Source organism: Mesorhizobium sp. M0018, from assembly GCF_040323955.1.
In the GTDB taxonomy this organism is placed as follows: domain Bacteria; phylum Pseudomonadota; class Alphaproteobacteria; order Rhizobiales; family Rhizobiaceae; genus Mesorhizobium.
Genome location: NZ_JAMYVL010000006.1, coordinates 52,007 through 73,053 on the forward strand (window position 1 = coordinate 52,007; position 21,047 = coordinate 73,053).

General features: G+C 62.5%; 17 protein-coding genes. 12 read left to right on the forward strand and 5 right to left on the reverse strand.

The window, feature by feature from the left end; genetic code table 11:
• Positions 1-271: 271 nt before the first annotated feature.
• Positions 272-1,381, forward strand: a complete 1,110-nt coding sequence (locus NKJ81_RS10345) for a TRAP transporter substrate-binding protein (protein ID WP_352540376.1) — start codon at positions 272-274, stop codon at positions 1,379-1,381.
• A gap of 65 nt (positions 1,382-1,446) precedes the next feature.
• Here the strand turns inward: NKJ81_RS10345 and NKJ81_RS10350 are convergent, their stop codons facing one another.
• The 4 genes from NKJ81_RS10350 to NKJ81_RS10365 all read right to left on the reverse strand — a co-directional run bounded on the left by NKJ81_RS10350 (position 1,447) and on the right by NKJ81_RS10365 (position 5,958).
• Entirely contained in the window at positions 1,447-2,469 is a 1,023-nt protein-coding gene (locus tag NKJ81_RS10350; protein ID WP_352540377.1) for a zinc-dependent alcohol dehydrogenase family protein, read from the reverse strand.
• A 16-nt stretch (positions 2,470-2,485) separates the two neighbouring features.
• Positions 2,486-4,264 carry a TRAP transporter large permease gene (locus NKJ81_RS10355; RefSeq protein ID WP_352540496.1) on the reverse strand — a complete coding sequence of 593 codons (1,779 nt, stop codon included), beginning with the start codon at positions 4,262-4,264 and terminating at the stop codon, positions 2,486-2,488.
• The gene (locus NKJ81_RS10360) at positions 4,264-4,848 is read right to left on the reverse strand and encodes a TRAP transporter small permease subunit (RefSeq protein WP_023676252.1); all 585 of its coding nucleotides are present in this window, start codon (positions 4,846-4,848) and stop codon (positions 4,264-4,266) included. Before NKJ81_RS10360 ends, NKJ81_RS10355 begins: the two co-directional genes overlap by 1 nt.
• A gap of 204 nt (positions 4,849-5,052) precedes the next feature.
• Positions 5,053-5,958 carry a branched-chain amino acid ABC transporter permease gene (locus NKJ81_RS10365; RefSeq protein WP_023676253.1) on the reverse strand — a complete coding sequence of 302 codons (906 nt, stop codon included), beginning with the start codon at positions 5,956-5,958 and terminating at the stop codon, positions 5,053-5,055.
• 140 nt (positions 5,959-6,098) lie between these two features.
• Between NKJ81_RS10365 and NKJ81_RS10370 the strand changes: the two genes are divergently transcribed.
• The 11 genes from NKJ81_RS10370 (at position 6,099) to NKJ81_RS10420 (ending at position 19,804) form a co-directional block, all read left to right on the forward strand.
• A complete protein-coding gene (locus tag NKJ81_RS10370; protein ID WP_352469881.1) occupies positions 6,099-6,707 on the forward strand; it encodes a CGNR zinc finger domain-containing protein in 609 nt (202 codons plus the stop codon).
• Positions 6,700-7,230, forward strand: coding sequence for a hypothetical protein (locus NKJ81_RS10375; RefSeq protein ID WP_352540378.1), 531 nt, complete (start codon positions 6,700-6,702; stop codon positions 7,228-7,230). Before NKJ81_RS10370 ends, NKJ81_RS10375 begins: the two co-directional genes overlap by 8 nt.
• 225 nt (positions 7,231-7,455) lie before the next feature.
• Positions 7,456-10,935: an indolepyruvate ferredoxin oxidoreductase family protein gene (locus NKJ81_RS10380; protein ID WP_352540379.1), complete on the forward strand. Its 3,480-nt coding sequence runs from the start codon at positions 7,456-7,458 to the stop codon at positions 10,933-10,935.
• A gap of 152 nt (positions 10,936-11,087) precedes the next feature.
• Positions 11,088-13,409 carry a putative bifunctional diguanylate cyclase/phosphodiesterase gene (locus tag NKJ81_RS10385; protein WP_352452207.1) on the forward strand — a complete coding sequence of 774 codons (2,322 nt, stop codon included), beginning with the start codon at positions 11,088-11,090 and terminating at the stop codon, positions 13,407-13,409.
• A 150-nt stretch (positions 13,410-13,559) separates the two neighbouring features.
• The gene (locus tag NKJ81_RS10390; protein ID WP_352469883.1) at positions 13,560-14,342 is read left to right on the forward strand and encodes an N-acyl amino acid synthase FeeM domain-containing protein; all 783 of its coding nucleotides are present in this window, start codon (positions 13,560-13,562) and stop codon (positions 14,340-14,342) included.
• Positions 14,343-14,461: 119 nt separating this feature from the next.
• Positions 14,462-14,611 carry a DUF3096 domain-containing protein gene (locus NKJ81_RS10395; RefSeq protein WP_352469885.1) on the forward strand — a complete coding sequence of 50 codons (150 nt, stop codon included), beginning with the start codon at positions 14,462-14,464 and terminating at the stop codon, positions 14,609-14,611.
• Between the two features lie 173 nt (positions 14,612-14,784).
• A complete protein-coding gene (locus NKJ81_RS10400) occupies positions 14,785-15,009 on the forward strand; it encodes an aa3-type cytochrome c oxidase subunit IV (protein WP_254816044.1) in 225 nt (74 codons plus the stop codon).
• 81 nt (positions 15,010-15,090) lie between these two features.
• Positions 15,091-16,365, forward strand: a complete 1,275-nt coding sequence (locus NKJ81_RS10405) for a Re/Si-specific NAD(P)(+) transhydrogenase subunit alpha (RefSeq protein ID WP_352469886.1) — start codon at positions 15,091-15,093, stop codon at positions 16,363-16,365.
• Complete coding sequence (locus tag NKJ81_RS10410; RefSeq protein ID WP_502902692.1) at positions 16,365-16,787, forward strand: NAD(P) transhydrogenase subunit alpha part 2; 423 nt, start codon at positions 16,365-16,367, stop codon at positions 16,785-16,787. Before NKJ81_RS10405 ends, NKJ81_RS10410 begins: the two co-directional genes overlap by 1 nt.
• Positions 16,788-16,793: 6 nt before the next feature.
• A complete protein-coding gene (locus NKJ81_RS10415) occupies positions 16,794-18,191 on the forward strand; it encodes an NAD(P)(+) transhydrogenase (Re/Si-specific) subunit beta (protein ID WP_352469888.1) in 1,398 nt (465 codons plus the stop codon).
• A gap of 92 nt (positions 18,192-18,283) precedes the next feature.
• Positions 18,284-19,804, forward strand: a complete 1,521-nt coding sequence (locus tag NKJ81_RS10420) for a hypothetical protein (RefSeq protein ID WP_352469889.1) — start codon at positions 18,284-18,286, stop codon at positions 19,802-19,804.
• 99 nt (positions 19,805-19,903) lie between these two features.
• On the opposite strand, the gene NKJ81_RS10425 is transcribed toward NKJ81_RS10420, so the two are convergent.
• The gene (locus tag NKJ81_RS10425) at positions 19,904-20,821 is read right to left on the reverse strand and encodes a hypothetical protein (protein WP_352501122.1); all 918 of its coding nucleotides are present in this window, start codon (positions 20,819-20,821) and stop codon (positions 19,904-19,906) included.
• Positions 20,822-21,047: the final 226 nt, after the last annotated feature.

Below are 21,047 nucleotides of genomic sequence, written 5' to 3' on the forward strand. Positions count from 1 at the left end.
CATCGGGTGCAACGAATTATCTGCCTGCAAAATAGGCGATCCGAAGGCGCATTTCCATGGCAAGTTTCGGCGTGTCGCGTAGGCCAGTTAATCGACCTTAGACTATAGTTGCAAGATCTGCCCCAACGCCGTGAATTTCCCCGAAATGCGCCACTCAAACCGGGCTGCCGTGCTGGACTCGACTCCTTGCCTGTGTATTGTCGGCTCGAAGCCGATCCGGGCGCCGAAGTGTCCCGAATGTCGGTCAGTGGATCCAAAAGGGAGGAACTTCATGGATCGTCGTTCGTTCATCCGCAAGGCCGGCACCACCGGTTTCGGCGCTGCGGCCGCTGCCGCGACACTTGCTGCGCCGGCCATCGCCCAGTCCAATCCGAAAGTGACCTGGCGACTGGCGTCGTCCTTCCCGAAGTCGCTCGATACGATCTATGGCGGCGCCGAAGTGTTTTCCAAGATGCTGTCGGAGGCGACCGACGGCAACTTCCAGGTCCAGGTCTTCGCCTCCGGCGAACTCGTTCCCGGCCTGCAGGCCGCCGATGCCACCACAGCCGGCACGGTCGAGGCCTGCCATACCGTGGCATATTATTACTGGGGCAAGGACCCGACGTGGGCGCTGGGAGCGGCGGTTCCGTTTTCGCTCAACGCGCGCGGCATCAACGCCTGGCACTATCATGGCGGCGGCATCGATCTGTTCAACGAGTTCCTGGCGACGCAAGGTCTGTTCGGGCTGCCGGGCGGCAATACCGGCGTGCAGATGGGTGGCTGGTTCCGCAAGGAGATCAAAACGGTCGCCGACCTTTCCGGCCTCAAGATGCGTATCGGTGGTTTTGCCGGCAAAGTGGTGCAAAGGCTCGGGGTGGTTCCGCAGCAGATCGCCGGTGGCGACATTTATCCGGCGTTGGAAAAAGGCACGATCGACGCCGCCGAATGGGTCGGCCCTTACGACGACGAGAAGCTCGGCTTCTACAAGGTTGCGCCCTATTACTACTATCCCGGCTGGTGGGAAGGTGGACCGACCGTCCATCTGATGTTCAACAAGGCGAAATACGACGAACTTTCGCCGGCTTACAAGTCGCTGGTGCATACTGCCGCTCAAGCGGCCGACGCCAACATGCTGCAGAAATACGACTATCTCAATCCGGCGGCGGTTAAGCGGCTGGTTGCCGGCGGTGCCAAGTTGAGCCCGTTCAGCCAGGAGATCATGGCCGCCTGTTTCGAAAAGGCCAACGAAGTCTATGCCGAGATGGAAGCCTCGAATGCGCCGTTCAAGAAGATCTGGGATTCGATCAAGGCGTTCCGCAAGGAGCATTATCTCTGGGCGCAGGTGGCCGAGTACAACTATGACACCTTCATGATGGTCCAGCAGCGCAATGCCAAGCTCTGATCCTGTTGCTTCGCGGCGCCAGTGTTCCTTTCGGAACACTGGCGCCGTAGCGCATTCATTTGCGATCAGTCGGGCACCACCACGACCTTGACCTCGCCTGGCGCCGGCGGGTTGGCAATGATCGCCACCGCCTCGTCGAGGCTGACCTGTCGTGATATCAGCCGATCTACTTCGATCGTCCCCGAGGCGATAAGATTGGCGGCCCGGCGATGGGTAAAGGGGTTGAGGAAGGAACCCAGGACCTTCAACTCACGGAACAGCAGATCGAACGGTTCGAACGCCACTTTCATGCCTTGCGGCATCACGCCGACGACGACGACGGTGCCGCCCGCTTTGGCCAGCCGCATCGCCTGCTCAACAGTGTCTTTCACGCCGGCGCATTCGAACACCACGTCGACGCCGCCCGGCATCAAACCCGACCGGCCGACGATCGCATCGATGACATCGAAGGCGCTGGGATCGAGCGTCGCCGTTGCGCCAAATTGCTCGGCAAGAGCCCGCCGCGAGGCCTGACGGGTCGACAAGATAATGGTCGTCGCACCGGCGAGCTTTGCCAGTTGAACGGTGAGCAGGCCGATCACGCCGCCGCCGAGCACCGCGACCGACGAGCCTGGTTTGATCGCGGCAAGGTCCACGCCATGCAGGCAGCAGCCGAGCGGCTCGCAGAAAGCACCATGCGTAGGCTTCAGATCGCCTGGCAAGACGAAGGCCTGTTTCTGGGGCAGGACAAGATATTCGGCAAAGCCGCCATCGCGATGGATGCCGATGGCGCGTAGATTGCCGCAGAGATTGACCCGGCCGGCCTGACAATGCTCGCATCGGCCACAGGCAATGTTGGGATCGCCGGTGACGCGGTCGCCGACGGAAAAGCCGGATACGGCAGGTCCGACCGCCTCGACGATGCCGGAGAATTCATGCCCGAGCGTCACCGGCGGCGTGCACGGGAATTCACCATGGAAAAGATGCCTGTCGGTGCCGCAGACGCCGCACGCCTCGATGCGCACCAGCAGATCGTTCGGCCCGGCGGTCGGTTTCTCGACCTCGCACACGGCGAGGCTGCCCACTCGCTCCAACCGAACCGCCTTCATGGCTGCCGGGCCTTCCTCAGTTGAAACTCGGTGGTTGCGACAGATCGATTGCCGGCGCCGCCGGTTTCGCGGGCGGCTTTTCGTCGAAGCTCGGCGGCTGCGACAAATCCGGTGGGGAAGGTGAGGCCGGGGCAGTGCCGCCGTTGGCCGGCGGCGTGCCAAGCGGCGACAAGCCGATGCCAGGCGTTTCCGGCACCTGGTAGTTGATGGTGCCAGGATCGACGACAGTGCCTTTGTAGTGCATCACCATCTGCGGGAAGGCGATGGTCAGGCCGATCATGATCACCTGGATGCAGACGAAGGGCACTGCGCCCCAATAGATCTGCCCTGTGGTGACGGGCGCGATCTGCTTGCCGGTGAGTCGGTCGAGATAGGGCACGCGCGCGGCGACCGAGCGCAGATAAAACAGCGCGAAGCCGAAGGGCGGATGCATGAAGGAGGTCTGCATGTTGACGCCCAAAAGCACGCCAAACCAGATCAGGTCGATGCCGAGTTTGTCAGCCGCTGGCGCCAAAAGCGGCACGATGATGAAGGCAAGCTCGAAAAAGTCGAGGAAGAAGGCGAGCACGAAGACGAGGATGTTGACGCCAATCAGGAAACCGACTTCACCGCCCGGCAGCGATGTCAACAGGTGCTCGACCCAGATGTGGCCATTGACGCCGTAGAAGGTCAGCGAGAACACCCGCGCGCCGATCAGGATAAACAGAACGAAGGACGACAGCCTGGTCGTCGAGGCCAGCGCCTGCTTGACCACGTCGAGCGACAGCCGCCCCTTCATCGCCGCCATTGCCAGCGCGCCGACGGCGCCCATGGCGCCGCCTTCCGTCGGCGTGGCGATGCCAAGGAAGATGGTGCCCAGCACCAGGAAGATCAGCGCCAGCGGCGGGATCAGCACGATGATCACCTGCTGTGCCAGTCTGGACATTAGGTTGATCTTCAGGCGCTGGTCGACGATCGCCACGACATAGATGAAGATGACGCCAGTAGTGGCGCCGAGGATATCGGCGTTGCCGCCATGGTTCGGTGCGAGGTAGCGATACGCCGCATAGGAAACAACCACCGCCGCCAGCAGCGCCGCCAGCAGCGACAGCACACCGTGGCCGAGCGTGCGGGCCTCCAGCGGCAGTGCCGGCATCGACTTCGGCCGAAAGATCGACATGAGCAGGATGTAGAGCATGTAGATGCCGGTCAAAATGAGCCCGGGGATCAGCGCCCCCTTGTACATATCGCCGACCGAGCGGCCGAGCTGGTCGGCCAGGACGATCAGCACCAGTGACGGCGGGATGATCTGGGCGAGCGTCCCGGACGCGGCAATGACGCCGGATGCCAGCCGCCGGTCGTAGCCGTAGCGCAGCATGATCGGCAGCGAAATCAGACCCATGGCAATGACGGAGGCCGCCACCACGCCGGTCGTCGCGGCGAGCAGCGCGCCGACGAAAATCACGGCATAGGCGAGGCCACCACGGACCGGTCCGAACAACTGGCCGATCGTGTCGAGCAGGTCTTCGGCCATGCCGGATCGTTCGAGCACGATGCCCATGAAGGTGAAGAACGGGATCGCCAGTAGCGTATCGTTCGACATCACCCGGCTGCCGTAGAAATTATCCGGCAACGCGTGCAGCAACGGCCAGGCGAGATTGATCGAGCCGCCCGAATAGGGCGACAGAAGCACGCCGATGAAGAAGAACATCAGGCCGTTGGCGGCGAGCGAGAAGGCGACGGGATAGCCGATCAGCAGGAAGACGACCAGCGAGGCGAACATGATCGGCGCCATGTTCTGGGCGATGAACTCGATCACGAGCGCACCTCTTCGACGAGCGCCTTGGCTTCGAGCTCGGCCTGCTCATGCACCGATATGAACGGAGTGGGATCGTCCATCTGACCGCGCATGATGGCGATTTTCTTGATGATTTCGGAAATGCCCTGCAGCGCGAGCAGAAAAAAGCCGACCAGCAAAATCGCCTTCGCCGGCCAGATGATCAGCCCGCCGGAATTGTTCGACATCTCCCCGCTGCGATACGACAGCGACACATAGGGAACGAAATAGACCACCATCAACGTCACGAACGGCATCAGGAAGAAGACGTGACCGAAAAGGTCGATCCAGTGCTGCACGCGGCGCGAGAACATGCCGTAGACGATATCGATGCGGATATGGTCGTTCTGCTTCAGCGTGTAGGCGGCGGCCAGCATGAAGGCGGCGCCGAACAGATACCATTGCAATTCCAGCCAGGCGTTCGAGGACATGTCGAACACCTTGCGGATGACGGCGTTGGCGGCGCTTACCAGGATCGCCAGCAGGATCAGCCACGAAACCCATTTGCCGATGAATTCGTTCAAACGGTCAATGGTTCTGGAAAGAGCGAGAAGCCCTGCCATGCATTCCTCCCTTGTGTCAGAGCGCGGCGGTTCCCTGTCCGTCGTGTCGCTGTGGACCAACGGTATGCAGTGCGTGGTCCGGCGGGTCAACACGGGACAGCCCGCATAAACACAGTTGTGAGATGACGGGCGGCAAAATGCTGCCGCGTCCTTTGCATGTCCAAGGACATGCGGCGCTTTCACCCAAGCAAAGTCGGGTGCGGCTCAGGCGATCTTCTGTTGGTCGCGGCCGGCGCCGATCAGCACAAGCATGGCGACGAGGAACAGGTACATCCAGCCGTCCCGCCATTCGAGCGGAAAATAGCCGGCCCATAGCGATTCGGCCATGCCGAAAGCGGCGGCGCCCAGTGCCGCCCGCAAAGGCGAAAGATAGCCGCCCACTGCGGTCACGAACAGGATTTTCAACCCGTAGACCAACCCTGTGCCGAAGCTGATGTTGCCGTAGTAGAAGGCGGCGAGCACGCCGGCCAGTGCCGCGCAAAGGCCGCCGAAAAGCACCGCACGCCGAAACACCGCACGGACATCGACGCCGCACATCGCAGCCGCCTTGGGATCGTCGGATACGGCGCGCCAGCTCCGGCCGAAGCTCGAATATGCGAAGCCCCAAGCAGCCAGCGCTATGGCCGCCAGTACGGCGGCGCAATCGAGCAATTGGATCAGCGTCAACGTCGCCTTGAAGCTGGCATTCTGCGCGAAGACGATGGTCTGGGCCAGCATTGGCGGCAACCATAGGTCATGGGTATCGGCGGCGATGCGGCTGGCTTCCGACAAGACCAGCAATATGCCGAGCGTCGTCACCACGATGGCGTTGGGCGAGCGGTCGGCCAGCGGTTCGAAGATACTTCGCGACAGGACATGGCTGAGCAGCGCCGCATAAAGGAATGCCGCAGCTACGCCGAGCGCGACCGATGCAAACAGCGTCAGCCACAGCGCCTGATAGCCGAACGCCGCAGTGAGGATCATCGTATGCCCGCAAAAGGCGAACAGCGCGCCATAGGCAAGATTGGTACGGTGCAGGATGCCGTTGGTCAGCACGTAGCCGAATGCAAGCAATGCGTAGAGCGCGCCCGAATGCAGCCCGTTCAGAACCTGCTGGAAGAAATAGAGCATGCAAGACCCTCTATGCATGCCCCGCAATCGGGGCAGAGGTTTGGGACGAACGATATTCTCAGTACGGCGATCGCCTCAGTGACAAGCGTTGCACCCGGAATCTAACTTGTCAAACGCGAGTTATCAGTTAGATTCGCCATATGACAGTATCCTGGACTCCGCACCGCTTTACCGGTGGCATGCTGGCGCTCGATACGGCGAACACCGTCGTTTTGCGGAACGATCCGGAGAAAACTTTCGACCGTTTCGACGATCCGGCCGAGATCGCCCGCTTTGCCGAAGCCGCGAGTGCCTTTCGCGCCGCCGAGCTCGGTGGCAGGCGGCTCGTAGCGCCGGCGCCTGAAAAGATCGCACCGGTGGTGCTGTCGATCCGGGAGACGACCGATCGGCTGTTTCGCGGCGCGGTATCGAAAGGTGCGATCGCGACCGGCGATATGCCGAAATTCTTGGAAGCCTGCGCCGATGGCCTCGCTCATAGCCGCACCGAAATCGGCACGCCTGGAAAACCGTTCGGTGATCCGGCGACGCCGATTGCCTTCGAGGCCGCGCTTGCGGTCTCGGCGTTGTCGCTGCTGCGTAGCGACACCATTGCCAGGCTGAGGATATGTCCGAACTGCAGCTGGCTGTTTGTCGACAAAAGCCGGAATTCCAGCCGCCTCTGGTGCGACATGGCGGTGTGCGGCAACCGCCAGAAGGCAAACCGACACTATCGCCGCCGGACCGCGGCCAGGGAGGTCACCAATGTCTAGAAGATTCTCACGCGCGATGATTGTCGTCGCGGCGTTGTTCGCGGCGGCCGCGCTCGGCGCCTGCCGTGATTCCGGCAAGGACCAGTTGTTCGCCATTTCCGGGAAGCTGTTCGAGTTCAACTACCGGCTGGGTATCGCCACCTATGTCATCACTCTCAATCCGCTGCGGCCGGTGGGTGAGGGGCAGGTCGCTGTGGTCTCCTTCCAGAACCCGGCCGACGGTGATCCGATCATCGTCACCCAGAAAATATGGCCGAAGCTGCCGCATGTGACGCTCACCAGCCCGCCGCTTACCTGCGTTGTCAAGGACAAGCCCTATGCGGTGTCGATCCGCATCGAGGATTCCAGCGGCAAGTTGCTGCAGAGTTTCGCGACCACTCTGACGTCCTCACTCGACCAGTCGGTCCTGCCCGACCGGCCTCTGGTGGTCGGGCCAGTCTACGAGCTCAACAAGGACCTGGCCGGCCATGTCGACGGCAAGCTGCCCGGTGAACCGAAGCCCAGTTGCCCAAAGGCTGCATGATGCATCACCAGCGGCACTGACCGCCGCCGGAATTTTTCATGCTCGGCCATCCTCCCCGACAGGCGTTTCGTGGCGCCACACGGCCGCGCACGGATCGTTTGTTGCGGACCGCCTGGCACCTTCGATTTTGTTTGACCTCCCCGGCAAGGGAAGAAAGACTGTGGGCACTCGACTCCGACGTTGGCCGCGCACCTCCAGGCGCGGCCTCCGCACAGGAAATGCCTGATGACGCTGCACAATGTCGCGCTCGACGACAAGTTCGACCTGGCAAAGGAGCGCATCTTCCTGTCGGGTGCCCAGGCAGTCATCCGCATGCTTCTGATGCAGCGCGAGCGCGACCGCCGGGCTGGCCTGAACACCGCCGGTTTCGTCTCCGGCTATCGCGGCTCGCCGCTCGGCGGCCTCGACATGCAGCTGTGGAAGGCCAGGAACCAGCTCGCGCAGTCGGACATCGTCTTCCAGCCCGGTCTCAACGAGGAGCTCGCCGCCACCGCCTGCTGGGGCTCGCAGCAGGCCGAATTGCTGGGCGAGGGTACCCATGACGGCGTTTTTTCGGTCTGGTACGGCAAGGGTCCGGGCGTCGACCGCTCCGGCGACGTGTTCCGCCACGCCAATCTCGCCGGGTCGTCGAAACATGGCGGCGTGCTGGCTCTGATGGGTGACGACCACATGGCCGAATCCTCGACCAACGCGCATGCCACCGAGTTCCTGTTCGTCGACACCATGGTGCCGATCCTTAATCCGGCCGGCGTCCAGGAGATCATCGACTACGGCCTCTACGGCTTTGCCATGTCGCGCTTTGCCGGCACCTGGGCGGCGATCAAATGCGTCAAGGACAACATCGAATCGACAGCCTCGGTCGATGCCGCGCTCGACCGGCTAGATATCGTCATCCCGGACTTCGACATGCCGCCCGGCGGCCTCAACATCCGTAATGAGATCGACATGCTCGGCCAGGAGGAGCGGTTGCATGAATACAAGCGCGCCGCCGCTTCAGCGTTCATCCACGCCAATGGGCTGAATCGGATCGTCTATTCGGGCGGCACCAGCGCCAAGCTTGGCATCGTCACCATCGGCAAGAGTTATCTCGATGTTCGCCAGGCGCTGGAGGATATCGGCGTCGACGAAGCGGCCGCCAGTCGTATCGGTATCAGGCTGTTCAAGGTCGGCTGCCCGTGGCCGCTCGACCTGCAACACATCGCCGACTTTGCTCGCGGCCTCGATACTATCGTCGTCGTCGAGGAGAAACGCTCGCTGATCGAGGTACAACTGCGCGAGAACCTTTACGGCACCGCGACGCAGCCGGTCATCGTCGGCAAGAAGGACGAGCGCGGCGACTGGCTGTTCCCGGCCAAGGGCGCGCTCGACCCCAACGATATTGCCATCGAGCTCGGCGAGAGGATTTTGCGAACGATCGGCCCGTCGGAAGAAATCGCCGCGCGGGTGGCGAAGTTGCGCCAGTTCCAGGCGATGCTGGCCGACACGTCAGACATCGCCTCGCGCACGCCGTTCTTCTGCTCCGGCTGCCCACACAATTCCTCGACCAAGGTTCCGGACGGCTCGCTCGCCGCCGCCGGAATCGGCTGTCATTTCATGGCGCTGTGGATGGACCGCAACACCGTCGGCTTCACCGCCATGGGCGGCGAGGGCGCGCAGTGGGTCGGCCAGGCGCCGTTCTCGAAGCGCGAGCACATCTTCCAGAATCTGGGCGATGGCACTTACAACCACTCGGGTGTGCTGGCGATCCGTTTCGCGCTGTCGACCGACGCCAACATCACCTACAAGATCCTCTACAATGACGCCGTCGCGATGACCGGTGGGCAGCCGCACGAGGGCGGCCTGACGGTAGACATGATCGCAAGGCAGGTGCGCGCCGAGGGCGTGGAGCGCATCGCCATCGTCACCGACGAGCCGGACAAATATACCGGCAAGGTGGAATTTCCCGCCGGCGCCACCATCCATCACCGCGACGACCTCGATCTCGTCCAGCGCGAGTTGCGTTCGGTCAAAGGCGTCTCGGTGCTGCTCTACGACCAGACCTGCGCCGCCGAGAAGCGCCGCCGCCGCAAGCGCGGCACCTTCCCCGATCCCGACAAGCGTATCTTCATCAACGAGCTGGTCTGCGAAGGCTGCGGCGATTGCGGCGTGCAGTCGAATTGCGTCTCGATCCAGCCGGTCGAGACCGAATTCGGCCGCAAGCGCAAGATCGACCAGTCGAGTTGCAACAAGGACTTCTCTTGCGTCAACGGTTTCTGCCCCTCCTTCGTCACCGTTCACGGCGCCAAAATCAGGAAAGCCGAAGGCATAGCCGGCGCGGCCGACCCGCTCGCGGGCGTGCCGGTGCCGGCGCAATTTACGCTCGGTGAACAAGGCTGGGCGGCGATTATCGACGGTGTCGGCGGCACCGGCGTCGTCACAATAGGCGCGGTGCTGGGCATGGCCGCGCACCTGGAAGGCAAGGGCTGCGGCATGATCGACATGGCCGGCCTCGCCCAGAAGGGCGGCTCGGTGTTCACCCATGTCCGCATCGCCCGCACGCCGGACGACATCCACGCCATTCGGGTATCGGCCGGCAAGGCCGATCTCGTGCTCGGCTGCGATCTCGTCGTTTCAGGTGCCAAGACGGTGTTGGCCGCGGTGCGCGAAGGCCATACCATCTTCCTCGCCAACACTGCCGAGATCATGCCGGGCGAGTTCGCCCGTTCGGCCGATTTCTCGCTGCCCGTCGAGCGGCTGAAGAAGGCGATAAGAACGGCCGCGGGCGACGACAGGACGCATTTCTTCGACGCTACCCGCACCGCCACTGCCCTGTTCGGCAGCTCGCTTGCTACCAACATGTTCATGCTCGGATTCGCCTTCCAGCATGGCGGCTTGCCGCTGTCGGCGGAGGCGGTCGAGAAGGCGATCGAGCTCAACGGCGAGGCAGTAGCGATGAATGTCGCGGCATTTCGCTGGGGCCGCCGCGCCGCCCACCAGCCGGATTTCGTCCGCAGCCTTCTCGCCCAGCCGGGCAAGGCCACGCAGCATGCCGCCATTGCCGAGACGCTGGACGATATCATTGCTCGCCGCGTCGGCTTCCTGACCGCCTACCAGAACGCCGCCTATGGCAAGCGCTATGCCGACAGACTGGCGGCGCTGCGCAAGGCCGAAACCAATGCTGTGCCCGGGTCGACCGTGGTGACCGAGGCTGCCGCAAAGAACCTGTTCAAGCTGATGGCGATCAAGGACGAATACGAGGTGGCGCGGCTTTATACGGACGGCTCCTTTGCCGCAGAGCTCGCAAAGCAGTTCCAGAGCTACGGCAAGCTTGAATTCCATCTCGCACCGCCGATCATGGGCAGGCGCGGCAGTGACGGGAAGCCGAAGAAATCGAGCTTTGGCCCGTGGATGATGAACGGGTTCCGCCTGCTGGCGGCGATGAAGGGCCTGCGCGGCACCGCTTTCGACCTGTTCGGCTACAGCGCCGAGAGGCGTATGGAGCGGCAGCTTCTTGCCCTCTATGAAGCCGACCTGGAACTTGTCGCCGGCGCGCTGGCGCCGGGCAAGATCGAGGTTGCTGCCGCGCTTGTTTCGGTACCGGCGCTCATCCGCGGCTTTGGCCACGTCAAGCAGGCCAGTGCCGAAAAAGCCGCCGGCGAACGCCAGCGTCTGCTCGACCGCCTCTCGACGGCGCCGCTGCGGCCGCAACTTCAAGCCGCCGAATAATTCAGCGCTGTGATACGCCTTGTTTACCTGAACTGTAGTTTCCCTGCTTCCGCGGCGTCACCAATGGATGCCGGCAGGGCTCGAAACGCCGCTCTAAACCTTTCTTAAGGCCAATGTGACACTGCTGGGTTCCCCAGGGTTGGGATCCAGGCGTGAATCTGAGACGAAAAAACGAGATTCCGGTCGACGTTTACATTCCGTTCGTGGAAACGCTGTTTCGCGACGGGTTCACGCTGTCGATCGGCCTTGTTGCGCAGACACTCCTCGTCATTCTGGTCTATTGGAAGACCATGGACTTGGCGTATCTTCTAGTTGCCGCTGGGCTCATCATTGTCGGTACTCTGCGCCTTCGCAACATCCGAAAATACGGGAGACTTCCTTCCCCGACGACGTGGGAAGAAGCCCATGATCGCGAAAACGATTACATAATTTTCGGTTCGATGCATGGTTTCATGCTTGGCGCGTTCTGTTTCGTCAGTATCTATCTGGCAAATGACAGCCACGACAACTATGCCGAAATAGCCTCTGTCTGCGTCACTCTGGCATCGGTCACGTCAATTGCCGGCCGCAATTATGGGTCGCCGCGCATGGTCATGATTTTTATCATAACCACCACATGGCCCATATCGCTTGGCTTTATCCTGCGCGGCGATATCTACCACATCATCCTCGGTCTGATGTCGGCCCCTTTTCTGTTTGCGATCAAGCGGTTCGCCGACATCGTCCGCGAAGTCCTGTTTACCGCCCTGTCGGAGGAAAAGAAGGCGAACCGCATCGCGCAGCGTTTCAACCGCGCGCTCAACACCATGTCGCATGGCCTTGTCATGCTTGGTCCCGACGGCCGGGTGGCGGTGGCCAATGCCGAAGCCGCGCACCTGATGTCGCTCAAATCGGCCGATGCGCTGCTAGGCCGCTCGATCCACGGTCTGCTGATGCGCGGCGCTGCAGGCGGCATGCTGGCGCCGAAAGATTGCCGTTACATCGAAGCCCAGCTGACGCGTGCGTTGCGCGAGGGCCGCGACCGCAAGGTCCTGGTCTCGCTCACCAACGGCCAGCACTATGAATTTTCGGCGCGCGAAGGCAGCCAGGAACTGGGCGTCGTCACTTTCGAGGATGTGACCGCCCGGGTCGAGGCGGAAGACAAGATCCGCTTCATGGCGCGCTACGACAGTCTCACCGGCCTGCCCAACCGCGCCTACTTCCACGAGTTGGTGGTGGAAGCCATGGCCTCAGGGGATCCCGAGCGTCTCTGCGGGCTGGTGGTGCTCGATCTCGATGATTTCAAGAGCGTCAACGACACGCTCGGCCATCCGGTCGGCGACGGATTGATCTACGCCGTTGCCGAGCGGCTGGCGGCAGTCGCTGGGCCAGGCATCACCGTCAGCCGCTTCGGCGGCGACGAGTTCATGATCTTCTTCGAGCGCATCGAGGATGAAAGCCACCTGACCGGCCAGGTTGACGAGATCTTTGTCAATCTACAGGGCGAGGTCGATGTCGCCGGCCACGGATTACGCATCCAGGCCTCCGGCGGCGCGGTGCTGTCGCGGGTCAAGGATACCGACGTTGACGCCATGATCGTCAAAGCCGACCTTGCACTCTACAAGGCCAAGGAGCTTGGCAAGAACGGTTGGCGGCTGTTCGAGGCCTCCATGGATGCTGCCTTCCGCAGCCGTCAGCTGATGAAGGCGGACCTGCGCAGCGCCGTGGAAAACAACGAATTGCGGGTGGTCTATCAGCCGATCGTCGCGATGAGCACGATGCGTATCGCCAGTTGCGAAGCGCTGTGCCGCTGGGATCATCCCGATCTCGGGCCGATTTCCCCCGGTATCTTTATTCCGCTGGCGGAGGAAATGGGGATTATTTCCGACATCAGCACCTTCGTCCTGCATGCGGCCTGCACGGAATGCGCCAAATGGCCGGCCCAGACCAGCGTGTCGGTCAATCTCTCGGCCAAGGATTTCCGCAACCGTGATGTCATCCAGAAGGTTCGCGACGCGCTGGCTGAATCCGGTCTCTCCGCCGGACGTCTGGAGATTGAGGTCACCGAGACGGCGCTGCTCGACGACAAGTCGCTGACACGCCAATATATAGAGGAGTTGAAGCGGCTCGGCGTGCGCATTGCGCTCGACGATTTCGGTACCGGGTATTCGAGCCTCAGCTATCTCCACAAACTGCCGCTCGACAAAATCAAGATCGACCGCTCGTTCCTGATGGATGTCACTCAGAACAGCCGGTCGCTCGAATTGCTCAAGGGCATCGTCAACCTGTCACGGCCGCTGGGACTTTCGGTTACCGTCGAAGGTGTCGAGACCTTCGAACAGCTCAAGATCCTGGCATTGCAGGTCAAGCCGGACCTGGTCCAGGGCTTTCTGTTCGGGTCGGCACTCAGCGCGTCCGGCATCGAGACGATGTCGAGCACCGTCTGGCCCTTTGCCAAGGACATCCAGACGGCAAGGAAGGCGCCGCGGCGCTGACTTCGCGCTGAAAACCCGCGTATTTTAGTATAATTTTATTAATTGTTAACCTTAACGAGCGGTAAACGAGCTCCTACTTATTTTCATCTTTACATCTCATGACCCGTCCGTAGTGTCGGCTGGTGGCGGTAATCGCGGGGAATAGAGTTCATGTGTGCCCAGTTGAGTTCGCTCGGCCATGCGGCGGGCGCTGGTGGGAAAGATGCGTCCGAGACCATGTCCAGCTTCGCGCAACATGTTTATGCGCTGCTTGACCGGACGGAGTACCGACGCTGTGAAAGCGGCGAGGACTTCGAAAACATTTACAGGCTGCGCTACAATTCCTATCGGATGAACGATCTGGTGCCCGAGAATGCGTCTCGTCAGGTCCATGACGAGTTTGACGAACTGCCCAATTGCCATACGTTCGGAATCTATATCGAGGGGCGGCTGGTCAGCACAATGCGCCTGCATAACGTGTCTGCTGATAACGCCACATCACCAGCGCTCAGCGTCTACAAGGACTTGTTGATGCCGCGTCTGGCGGCCGGCGAAGTCTTTATCGACCCGAGCCGTTTTGCCGTGGACGCCGAATGGTCACGGCTTTACCCGCAGATCCCGTATGTGACGCTGCGCCTTGCGGGCATGGCTTGCTTCCATTTCGGCGCGCCTTATTGCATATCCATGATCCGCGAGGACCATGCGGCTTTCTACAAGCGCATCTATCGGGCGCGACCGATTGGCGATGCGCGGCCCTATGCCGGCGTGATCAACTGTTTCGCGCTGCTTTATCAAGCCGATGTCCTGGCGATCAAGAATGAAACCTACGCTCGCTTTCCGTTCTTCCGTTCGACGCCAATGGAGCAGCGCATGTTGTTCGATACGCCCGGTGCCGGCGAACTCGCCCCGCTGACCATCCTGCCCACCGCCAAGTATTTTCGCGAAGCCGCCTGAACGAGCCCATGGAGCCTTCCGGTCGCTTCGGCGTTCTGGGCAAGGGTGCTGGTGGTAGGTCGGCATGGCCGGCATCCACCAAGCATCGCTTCGATAGCCATCCGATCAAAGGAACCGACATGACCATTTCCACGCTCGCCCTCACCCCGCTCATCGCCCTGATCGCAGGCGTGCTGATCCTGGTGATGCCGCGGCTGCTCAATTATATCGTCGCCCTTTATCTGATCGTTGTCGGCCTGCTCGGGCTGTTCCCGCATCTCGCCGGCTAACGGCATCGGCAATAGCGGACCTGCCATCCATTGTGATTGGTATCGCCGCGCTCCGCGCAGCGATTTCAAGTTTTACTTGAGATTGTTGGCTGCGGCGATGCGGCAATAGCGCCATTGCCCTTAACGCGGCTTTTCGCTATGTGCCTGAAAGATGTCTTCGAAGGGGTATTCCAATGGCTGAACACACGCCGACCGGTCCTGTCGAACTGGGCGCGAAGATGGACTATGCCGAGCACGACCGCACCTATGCCGGCTTTGTGATGCTGGCCAAATATGGGTCGCTATTTTGCGCCGCCGTGCTTCTTGCCATGGCGTTCGGCTTCTTTGTGGGCGGCTTCTTCTCGGCGACTATCCTCTTCGTGCTGATCCTGGCCATCGGCGCCTTTATTCTCCGATAACTCCTCCAACCTTTGTCGAAGGCGCCGCCGGGGTCGGTCGGTGTCTTGCGGTAACAGGGTTCCGGCCGAAAGGATCGTGCGGTGGGACAGACGGTTTTCATCCCTCGTGAGCTCGACGCAAACGAGCCTCGCGTCGCGGCCTCGCCCGATACGGTGAAGCGGCTGGCAGCACTGGGTTTCGACGTAATCGTGGAAACCGGCGCCGGCACGGCGTCGCGCGTTCCCGACGAGGAGTTTGCCAAGGCGGGCGCCGCGATCGGCAAGGCCGGCGATGCAGCCAGGGCCGATGTGGTGCTGAAGGTGCGCCGCCCCACGGACGCCGAGCTGAAGGGCTACAAGGCCGGCGCCGCTATCGTTGCGATCATGGATCCTTACGGCAACGACGCTGCCGTCGCAGCCCTTGCCAGGGCCGGTGTTACTGCCTTCTCCATGGAGTTCATGCCGCGCATCACCCGGGCGCAGTCGATGGACGTTCTATCCAGCCAGGCCAACCTCGCCGGCTACCAGGCGGTGATTGATGCGGCTGCCGAATATGACCGGGCGTTGCCGATGATGATGACGGCGGCGGGCACGGTGCCGGCTGCGAAGGCGTTCGTCATGGGCGTCGGGGTCGCCGGTCTGCAGGCCATCGCCACCGCGCGCCGCCTCGGCGCCGTGGTCACCGCCACCGACGTGCGCCCGGCCGCCAAGGAGCAGGTCGCCTCGCTCGGCGCAAAATTCCTGGCCATCGAGGACGAGGAGTTCAAGGCGGCCGAGACGGCCGGCGGCTACGCCAAGGAAATGTCGAAGGAATACCAGGCCAAGCAGGCGGCGCTGACTGCCGAGCACATCGCCAAGCAGGACATCGTCATCACCACGGCGCTGATCCCCGGCCGGCCGGCGCCGAAGCTGGTTTCGGCGGCGATGGTCGCCTCGATGAAACCCGGCTCGGTGATCGTCGACCTTGCGGTCGAGCGCGGCGGCAATGTCGAGGGCGCCGTGCCCGGGCAGGTGATGACCACCGCCAACGGGGTAAAGATCGTCGGCCATCTCAACGTTCCCGGTCGCGTCGCCGCCTCGGCCTCGCTTCTCTATGCCAGGAACCTCTATGCCTTCCTCGAGACGCTGGTCGACAAGGCGGCGAAGACGCTGGCCATCAACCGCGACGACGAGCTGGTCAAGGCAACCATGCTGACCGATGCCGGCAAGATCGTGCATCCGGCTTTCGCAAAGGCTGAGCAGGAGCCGCCAAAGGGCCAATATGTCGAGCCACCGGCCATTCCGGCCAGGACGATGGTTGCCGAGGCTTCGGCGAAGCCGGCTGCGAAGAAAACGGCCGCTGCGAGGAAGCCTAAGACCACCGGAGGGATCGCGTGATGGATAAGACGCTGCAGAAAGCCCTCGACCAGCTCGACCAGGCGACAGCTGCCGTGCGGCTCGCTGTGCAGAACCTGGCGGCCGCGCCCGGCACCGAGGCGGCGGGTGACGCCGCTCACGCGCTGTCCGGCGGTGCCATCGATCCCTTCGTCTTTCGCTTCGCCATCTTTGTCCTGGCGATCTTCGTCGGCTACTACGTCGTGTGGTCCGTCACACCGGCACTGCACACGCCGCTGATGGCGGTCACCAACGCCATTTCCTCGGTCATCGTCGTCGGCGCGCTGCTGGCCGTCGGCATCTCGGCCTCAGGGCTTGCCACCGGCTTCGGCTTCGTTGCTCTGATGCTGGTATCGGTCAACATCTTCGGCGGCTTCCTCGTCACCCAGCGCATGCTGGCCATGTACAAGAAGAAGGAAAAGTAGGCCGCTATGAACGCCAACTTCGCCTCCTTTCTCTATCTGGTCTCCGGCATCCTGTTCATCCTCGCATTGCGCGGCCTGTCGCATCCGACCACCAGCCGCCAGGGCAACATGTACGGTATGATCGGCATGGGCATCGCCATCGCCACGACGCTGGCGCTGGCGACCCCTTCGGCCGGGCGCTTCGGCCTCATAGTGCTCGGGCTGCTGATAGGCGGCTCGGCCGGTGCGGTCACGGCACGGCGCATTGCCATGACCTCGATGCCGCAGCTGGTCGCCGCCTTCCACTCGCTGGTCGGTCTTGCCGCGGTCATGGTGGCGGCCGCCGCCATCTATGCACCGGAAAGCTTCGGCATCGGCACGGTCGCCGATATTCATGCCCAGGCACTGATCGAGATGAGCCTCGGCGTTGCCATAGGTGCCATCACCTTCACCGGCTCGGTCATCGCCTTCTTGAAGCTTGACGGCCGCATGTCGGGCAAGCCGATCATGATCGGTGGCCGCCACTTCATCAACGCGGCCCTGGGCATTGCGCTGATCGTGCTGATCGTGCTGCTCGTCACCACCGAGTCCAAGGTGGTGTTCTGGCTGATCGTTGCCGCCTCGCTGGCGCTGGGTGTGCTTCTCATCATCCCGATCGGTGGCGCCGATATGCCGGTGGTCGTGTCGATGCTGAATTCCTATTCGGGCTGGGCCGCGGCCGCCCTGGGCTTCACGCTCGGCAATCTGGCGCTGATCATCACCGGCGCGCTGGTCGGCTCGTCGGGCGCCATCCTGTCTTACATCATGTGCAAAGGCATGAACCGGAGCTTCATCTCGGTCATCCTCGGCGGCTTCGGCGGCGAGACATCAGCCATTGCCAACGACGGCATCGAGCGCACGGTCAAGCAGGGCTCGGCCGAGGACGCCGCCTATCTGATGATGAATGCGCAAAAGGTCATCATCGTGCCGGGCTACGGCATGGCCGTCGCCCAGGCGCAGCACGCGCTGCGCGAGATGGCCGACAAGCTCAAGGCCAACGGCGTCGACGTCAAATACGCCATCCACCCGGTTGCCGGCCGCATGCCCGGCCACATGAACGTGCTCTTGGCCGAAGCCAACGTGCCTTATGACGAAGTGTTCGAGCTGGAGGACGTCAACTCTGAGTTCGCGCAGGCCGACGTCGCCTATGTCATCGGCGCCAACGACGTCACCAATCCCTCGGCCCGTGACGACAAGTCGTCACCGATCTACGGCATGCCGATCCTCGATGTCGACAAGGCCCGCACCTGCCTGTTCGTCAAGCGCTCGCTCGGCTCCGGCTATGCCGGCATCGACAACACGCTGTTCTACAAGGACGGCACCATGATGCTGCTCGGCGACGCCAAGAAGATGACCGAGGAGATCGTCAAAGCGATAGATCACTGAAACGGCGTCGCTGCCAACTCACTGCCGATCGTCGAATACAGCCCGGCTCCGCACCGGGCTTTTTCTTGGCTGCTACCGGTTCTGAAGCTACGATGCCGACCCGTCGTCGTGCTAACGGCGTCATCGTGGAGGTGCTGGTGCCCGACCCTGGTTCTGCTGCATTGCCGGCCGCCGATCTGACCGCAGCAGAGAAGGCGCCACGCAAGCGCAGCCAGGCGGTAGTGGTCGTGCACGGCATGGGCGAGCAGCGTCCCATGGACACGTTGAGGGAGTTTGTCCAGGCCGTATGGAGCCACGATCCGGCCCGTGCACCGTTCTATGCCCATATCCCCGATCCGGCCGACCCGATGGGTGCGAAGATCAACCAGAGCTGGATCACGCCCGACAGTCGGACCAATTCGCACGAACTCCGCCGGATCACCACGCCCTATGATGTCGATGGCCGCCGCACCGATTTCTACGAGCTTTACTGGGCCGACATCACCCAGGGCACGACCCGAAGCCGCCTTGCTGCCTGGGTGACGACCCTGCTCTGGCGCAAGCCGGCCGATATTCCGCGCGATGTGCTCAAACTCTATGTCGTCACGCTTTTGGCCACCATCGTCGTCCTCGGCGCGGCGCTGGCGCTCGCAACGTCGACCTGGCAAGGCTACATCTCCTGGACGACCGGTGTGCTTGTCACGGTTCTGGCGTCGTTCGTCATCTGGTCGGTGGACCAGTTTGGCTTGCCTTATTTCGGCGACGTCGCCGCCTATGTGCGGGCCGAAGCGGCAACGGTCGAGAAGCGGGCGCTGGTCCGCGAGCGTGGCCTCAAGCTGCTGAAGCGTCTCATGATGGACGATGCCTATGACCGCATCGTGCTGGTCTCGCACAGCCTCGGGTCGATCATCGCCTATGATCTGTTGCAGATATTGTGGGCCGATTTCAGGCCTAGAAAGTTGGAAGCCATTCGCGACAAAGCGAGGCTGAAGGCGATCCACGCCGTCGACAAGGCGACGCTGGCCGCCGATGCCTCCGCTTGGCCCGACAGCCTCGATGACCTCCCCGCATTCCGGCGCAGCCAATGGGAGCTCTACCGGCAGCTTCGCGTCGGCGACGCCGATCATCCGCTGCCGTGGAAGATCAGCGATTTCGTCACGCTCGGCAGTCCGCTGACCCACAGCGAGTTTCTGGTGACCTACAACCTCGCCGAATTCAGGCGCGGCATCGCCGAGCGCCTGTTTTCGGCATGCCCGCCGATCGCCGACAGGGCGGCGGGCGGGACCATGCTCTACCAGGAAGGGCGCAGCCATTCCGGCAAGCCGCAGCGGGCGGTGCATCATGGCGCGGTGTTTGCCGCGACGCGCTGGACCAATATTTTCGACAGGGGCAATGGCTGGCTGACCGGCGACCCGATTTCAGGGCGGATGACGGAAAATTTTGGTCCCGGCGTGGAAAACATCCAGGTCGAGCTGCGCGGCTCGGGCGGCCGCGTCTTCACGCACAGGCTCTACTGGTCGCTGACGGCGAGCGGCGTCGAGGTCAACGCGCCGGCCGGCGTACAGCCGCGCTCGCACCTTGCCGTGCTGCGCGATGCGGTCGATCTCGGCCGCAAACTGGAAGCTGAGCTGTAAGCGGCGAGCAGCGCACGACAATGCCGCGGCGGCAGTTCAAAGCAAGGTCCCCTTCGGGCGTAATCTTCCCGAAGCGGACCGAGTTCGCTTAGTCACCGATCAACGATTGGTCAGGAAAATCGCTTCCTCGTCGTCGCGCTGCCTGCCGCCAAGTGCTGCAGCCGCGCTGGCAATGAAGGCCCCGACGACCAGCGACAGCGCGCCAATCAGCGAGAAGGTGGCGCCTGCCTTTCTGGCGGTGTCGGCCGCCTGCTGGGCCTTGACCTTGGCGTCCTGCGCTCTGGCGATCACCGTATCGACGCGAGCGGTGGCATCCGCTTCGGACAGGCCTGTGCGGGCGGCCACCAGCCGCGACAGATAGGTCTTGTCGTCGGCCGATATTTCGCCTGCTGCGGCACTCGCGATTAGAATGCGCGATGCCTGCGCCGTTGCCGCAGCGTCGCTCTCCGGATTGGCGGCAGCGAGCCTTGCCGGATCGGCCGGGCGGAACAGCGTATCGACGAAATACGATGTGGCGTTGTCAGTCGAGGCGCTACCCGCGTTTGCAGCAGCACCTGCCGAAGCGCCCATTGCCGCGCCCGATGCCACAGTCGAAGCAGCCTGGACACCGGTACCTATCGCGGCCGAAAGCGCCGTGCCGAGCACGCCAGCGACGAGCAGCGTCGCCAGCGCCCAGGCCAGGAAGCCGTGAGCGGTATCGCGGAAGAAGACTTCATCGGTGTGGATGCCGACCCATTTGGTGCGCAGGCGCCCGGCGAGGTAGCCGCCCAGGGCCGACGACAGCCACTGCACGACGATCAGCCAGACGGCGGTGGAAACGGCGAAAGTGGTGACTGACGCACCCGAGCCGGACCATGGCGACACCATGCTCAGCCCAAGCCCGGAGCCGAGCAGCATCAAGATGAAGGTAAGCGTTGACGCAGCAAAGGCGCCGGCGACGATTGGCCCCCAGCTGACAGCAGTGGAAGCGGATTCCGTCGGGGCGGAAACGTCGACAGCTGTTACGGTGGACTGCATCGAAGCCTCCCTACCGTGCGAACAGCATGATCAGAATAATGATCGGAATTGGGACTCCGAGAAGCCAGAGCAAAATGCCACGTCCCATGGATGCCTCCTGCGGCGATTGTGATCAACTACAATGCCTTGAAAGCCTTTCCGTTCCGGCGGTCCTGGTGATCTTTGTTGCGTTGCAGCAGTCGTATTGGTGCGCCAAGGCGCACCAATACACTTCATGCCTGCTGGC

What these genes read in the sequence shown, in the direction of transcription:
- NKJ81_RS10345 (WP_352540376.1), top strand. Translation starts at nt 272, where the DNA reads ATGGATCGTCGTTCGTTCATCCGCAAGGCCGGCACCACCGGTTTCGGC.
- NKJ81_RS10350 (WP_352540377.1), bottom strand. Translation starts at nt 2,469, where the DNA reads ATGAAGGCGGTTCGGTTGGAGCGAGTGGGCAGCCTCGCCGTGTGCGAG.
- NKJ81_RS10360 (WP_023676252.1), bottom strand. Translation starts at nt 4,848, where the DNA reads ATGGCAGGGCTTCTCGCTCTTTCCAGAACCATTGACCGTTTGAACGAA.
- NKJ81_RS10365 (WP_023676253.1), bottom strand. Translation starts at nt 5,958, where the DNA reads ATGCTCTATTTCTTCCAGCAGGTTCTGAACGGGCTGCATTCGGGCGCG.
- NKJ81_RS10370 (WP_352469881.1), top strand. Translation starts at nt 6,099, where the DNA reads ATGACAGTATCCTGGACTCCGCACCGCTTTACCGGTGGCATGCTGGCG.
- NKJ81_RS10375 (WP_352540378.1), top strand. Translation starts at nt 6,700, where the DNA reads ATGTCTAGAAGATTCTCACGCGCGATGATTGTCGTCGCGGCGTTGTTC.
- NKJ81_RS10380 (WP_352540379.1), top strand. Translation starts at nt 7,456, where the DNA reads ATGACGCTGCACAATGTCGCGCTCGACGACAAGTTCGACCTGGCAAAG.
- NKJ81_RS10390 (WP_352469883.1), top strand. Translation starts at nt 13,560, where the DNA reads ATGTGTGCCCAGTTGAGTTCGCTCGGCCATGCGGCGGGCGCTGGTGGG.
- NKJ81_RS10395 (WP_352469885.1), top strand. Translation starts at nt 14,462, where the DNA reads ATGACCATTTCCACGCTCGCCCTCACCCCGCTCATCGCCCTGATCGCA.
- NKJ81_RS10400 (WP_254816044.1), top strand. Translation starts at nt 14,785, where the DNA reads ATGGCTGAACACACGCCGACCGGTCCTGTCGAACTGGGCGCGAAGATG.
- NKJ81_RS10410 (WP_502902692.1), top strand. Translation starts at nt 16,365, where the DNA reads ATGGATAAGACGCTGCAGAAAGCCCTCGACCAGCTCGACCAGGCGACA.
- NKJ81_RS10415 (WP_352469888.1), top strand. Translation starts at nt 16,794, where the DNA reads ATGAACGCCAACTTCGCCTCCTTTCTCTATCTGGTCTCCGGCATCCTG.
- NKJ81_RS10420 (WP_352469889.1), top strand. Translation starts at nt 18,284, where the DNA reads ATGCCGACCCGTCGTCGTGCTAACGGCGTCATCGTGGAGGTGCTGGTG.
- NKJ81_RS10425 (WP_352501122.1), bottom strand. Translation starts at nt 20,821, where the DNA reads ATGCAGTCCACCGTAACAGCTGTCGACGTTTCCGCCCCGACGGAATCC.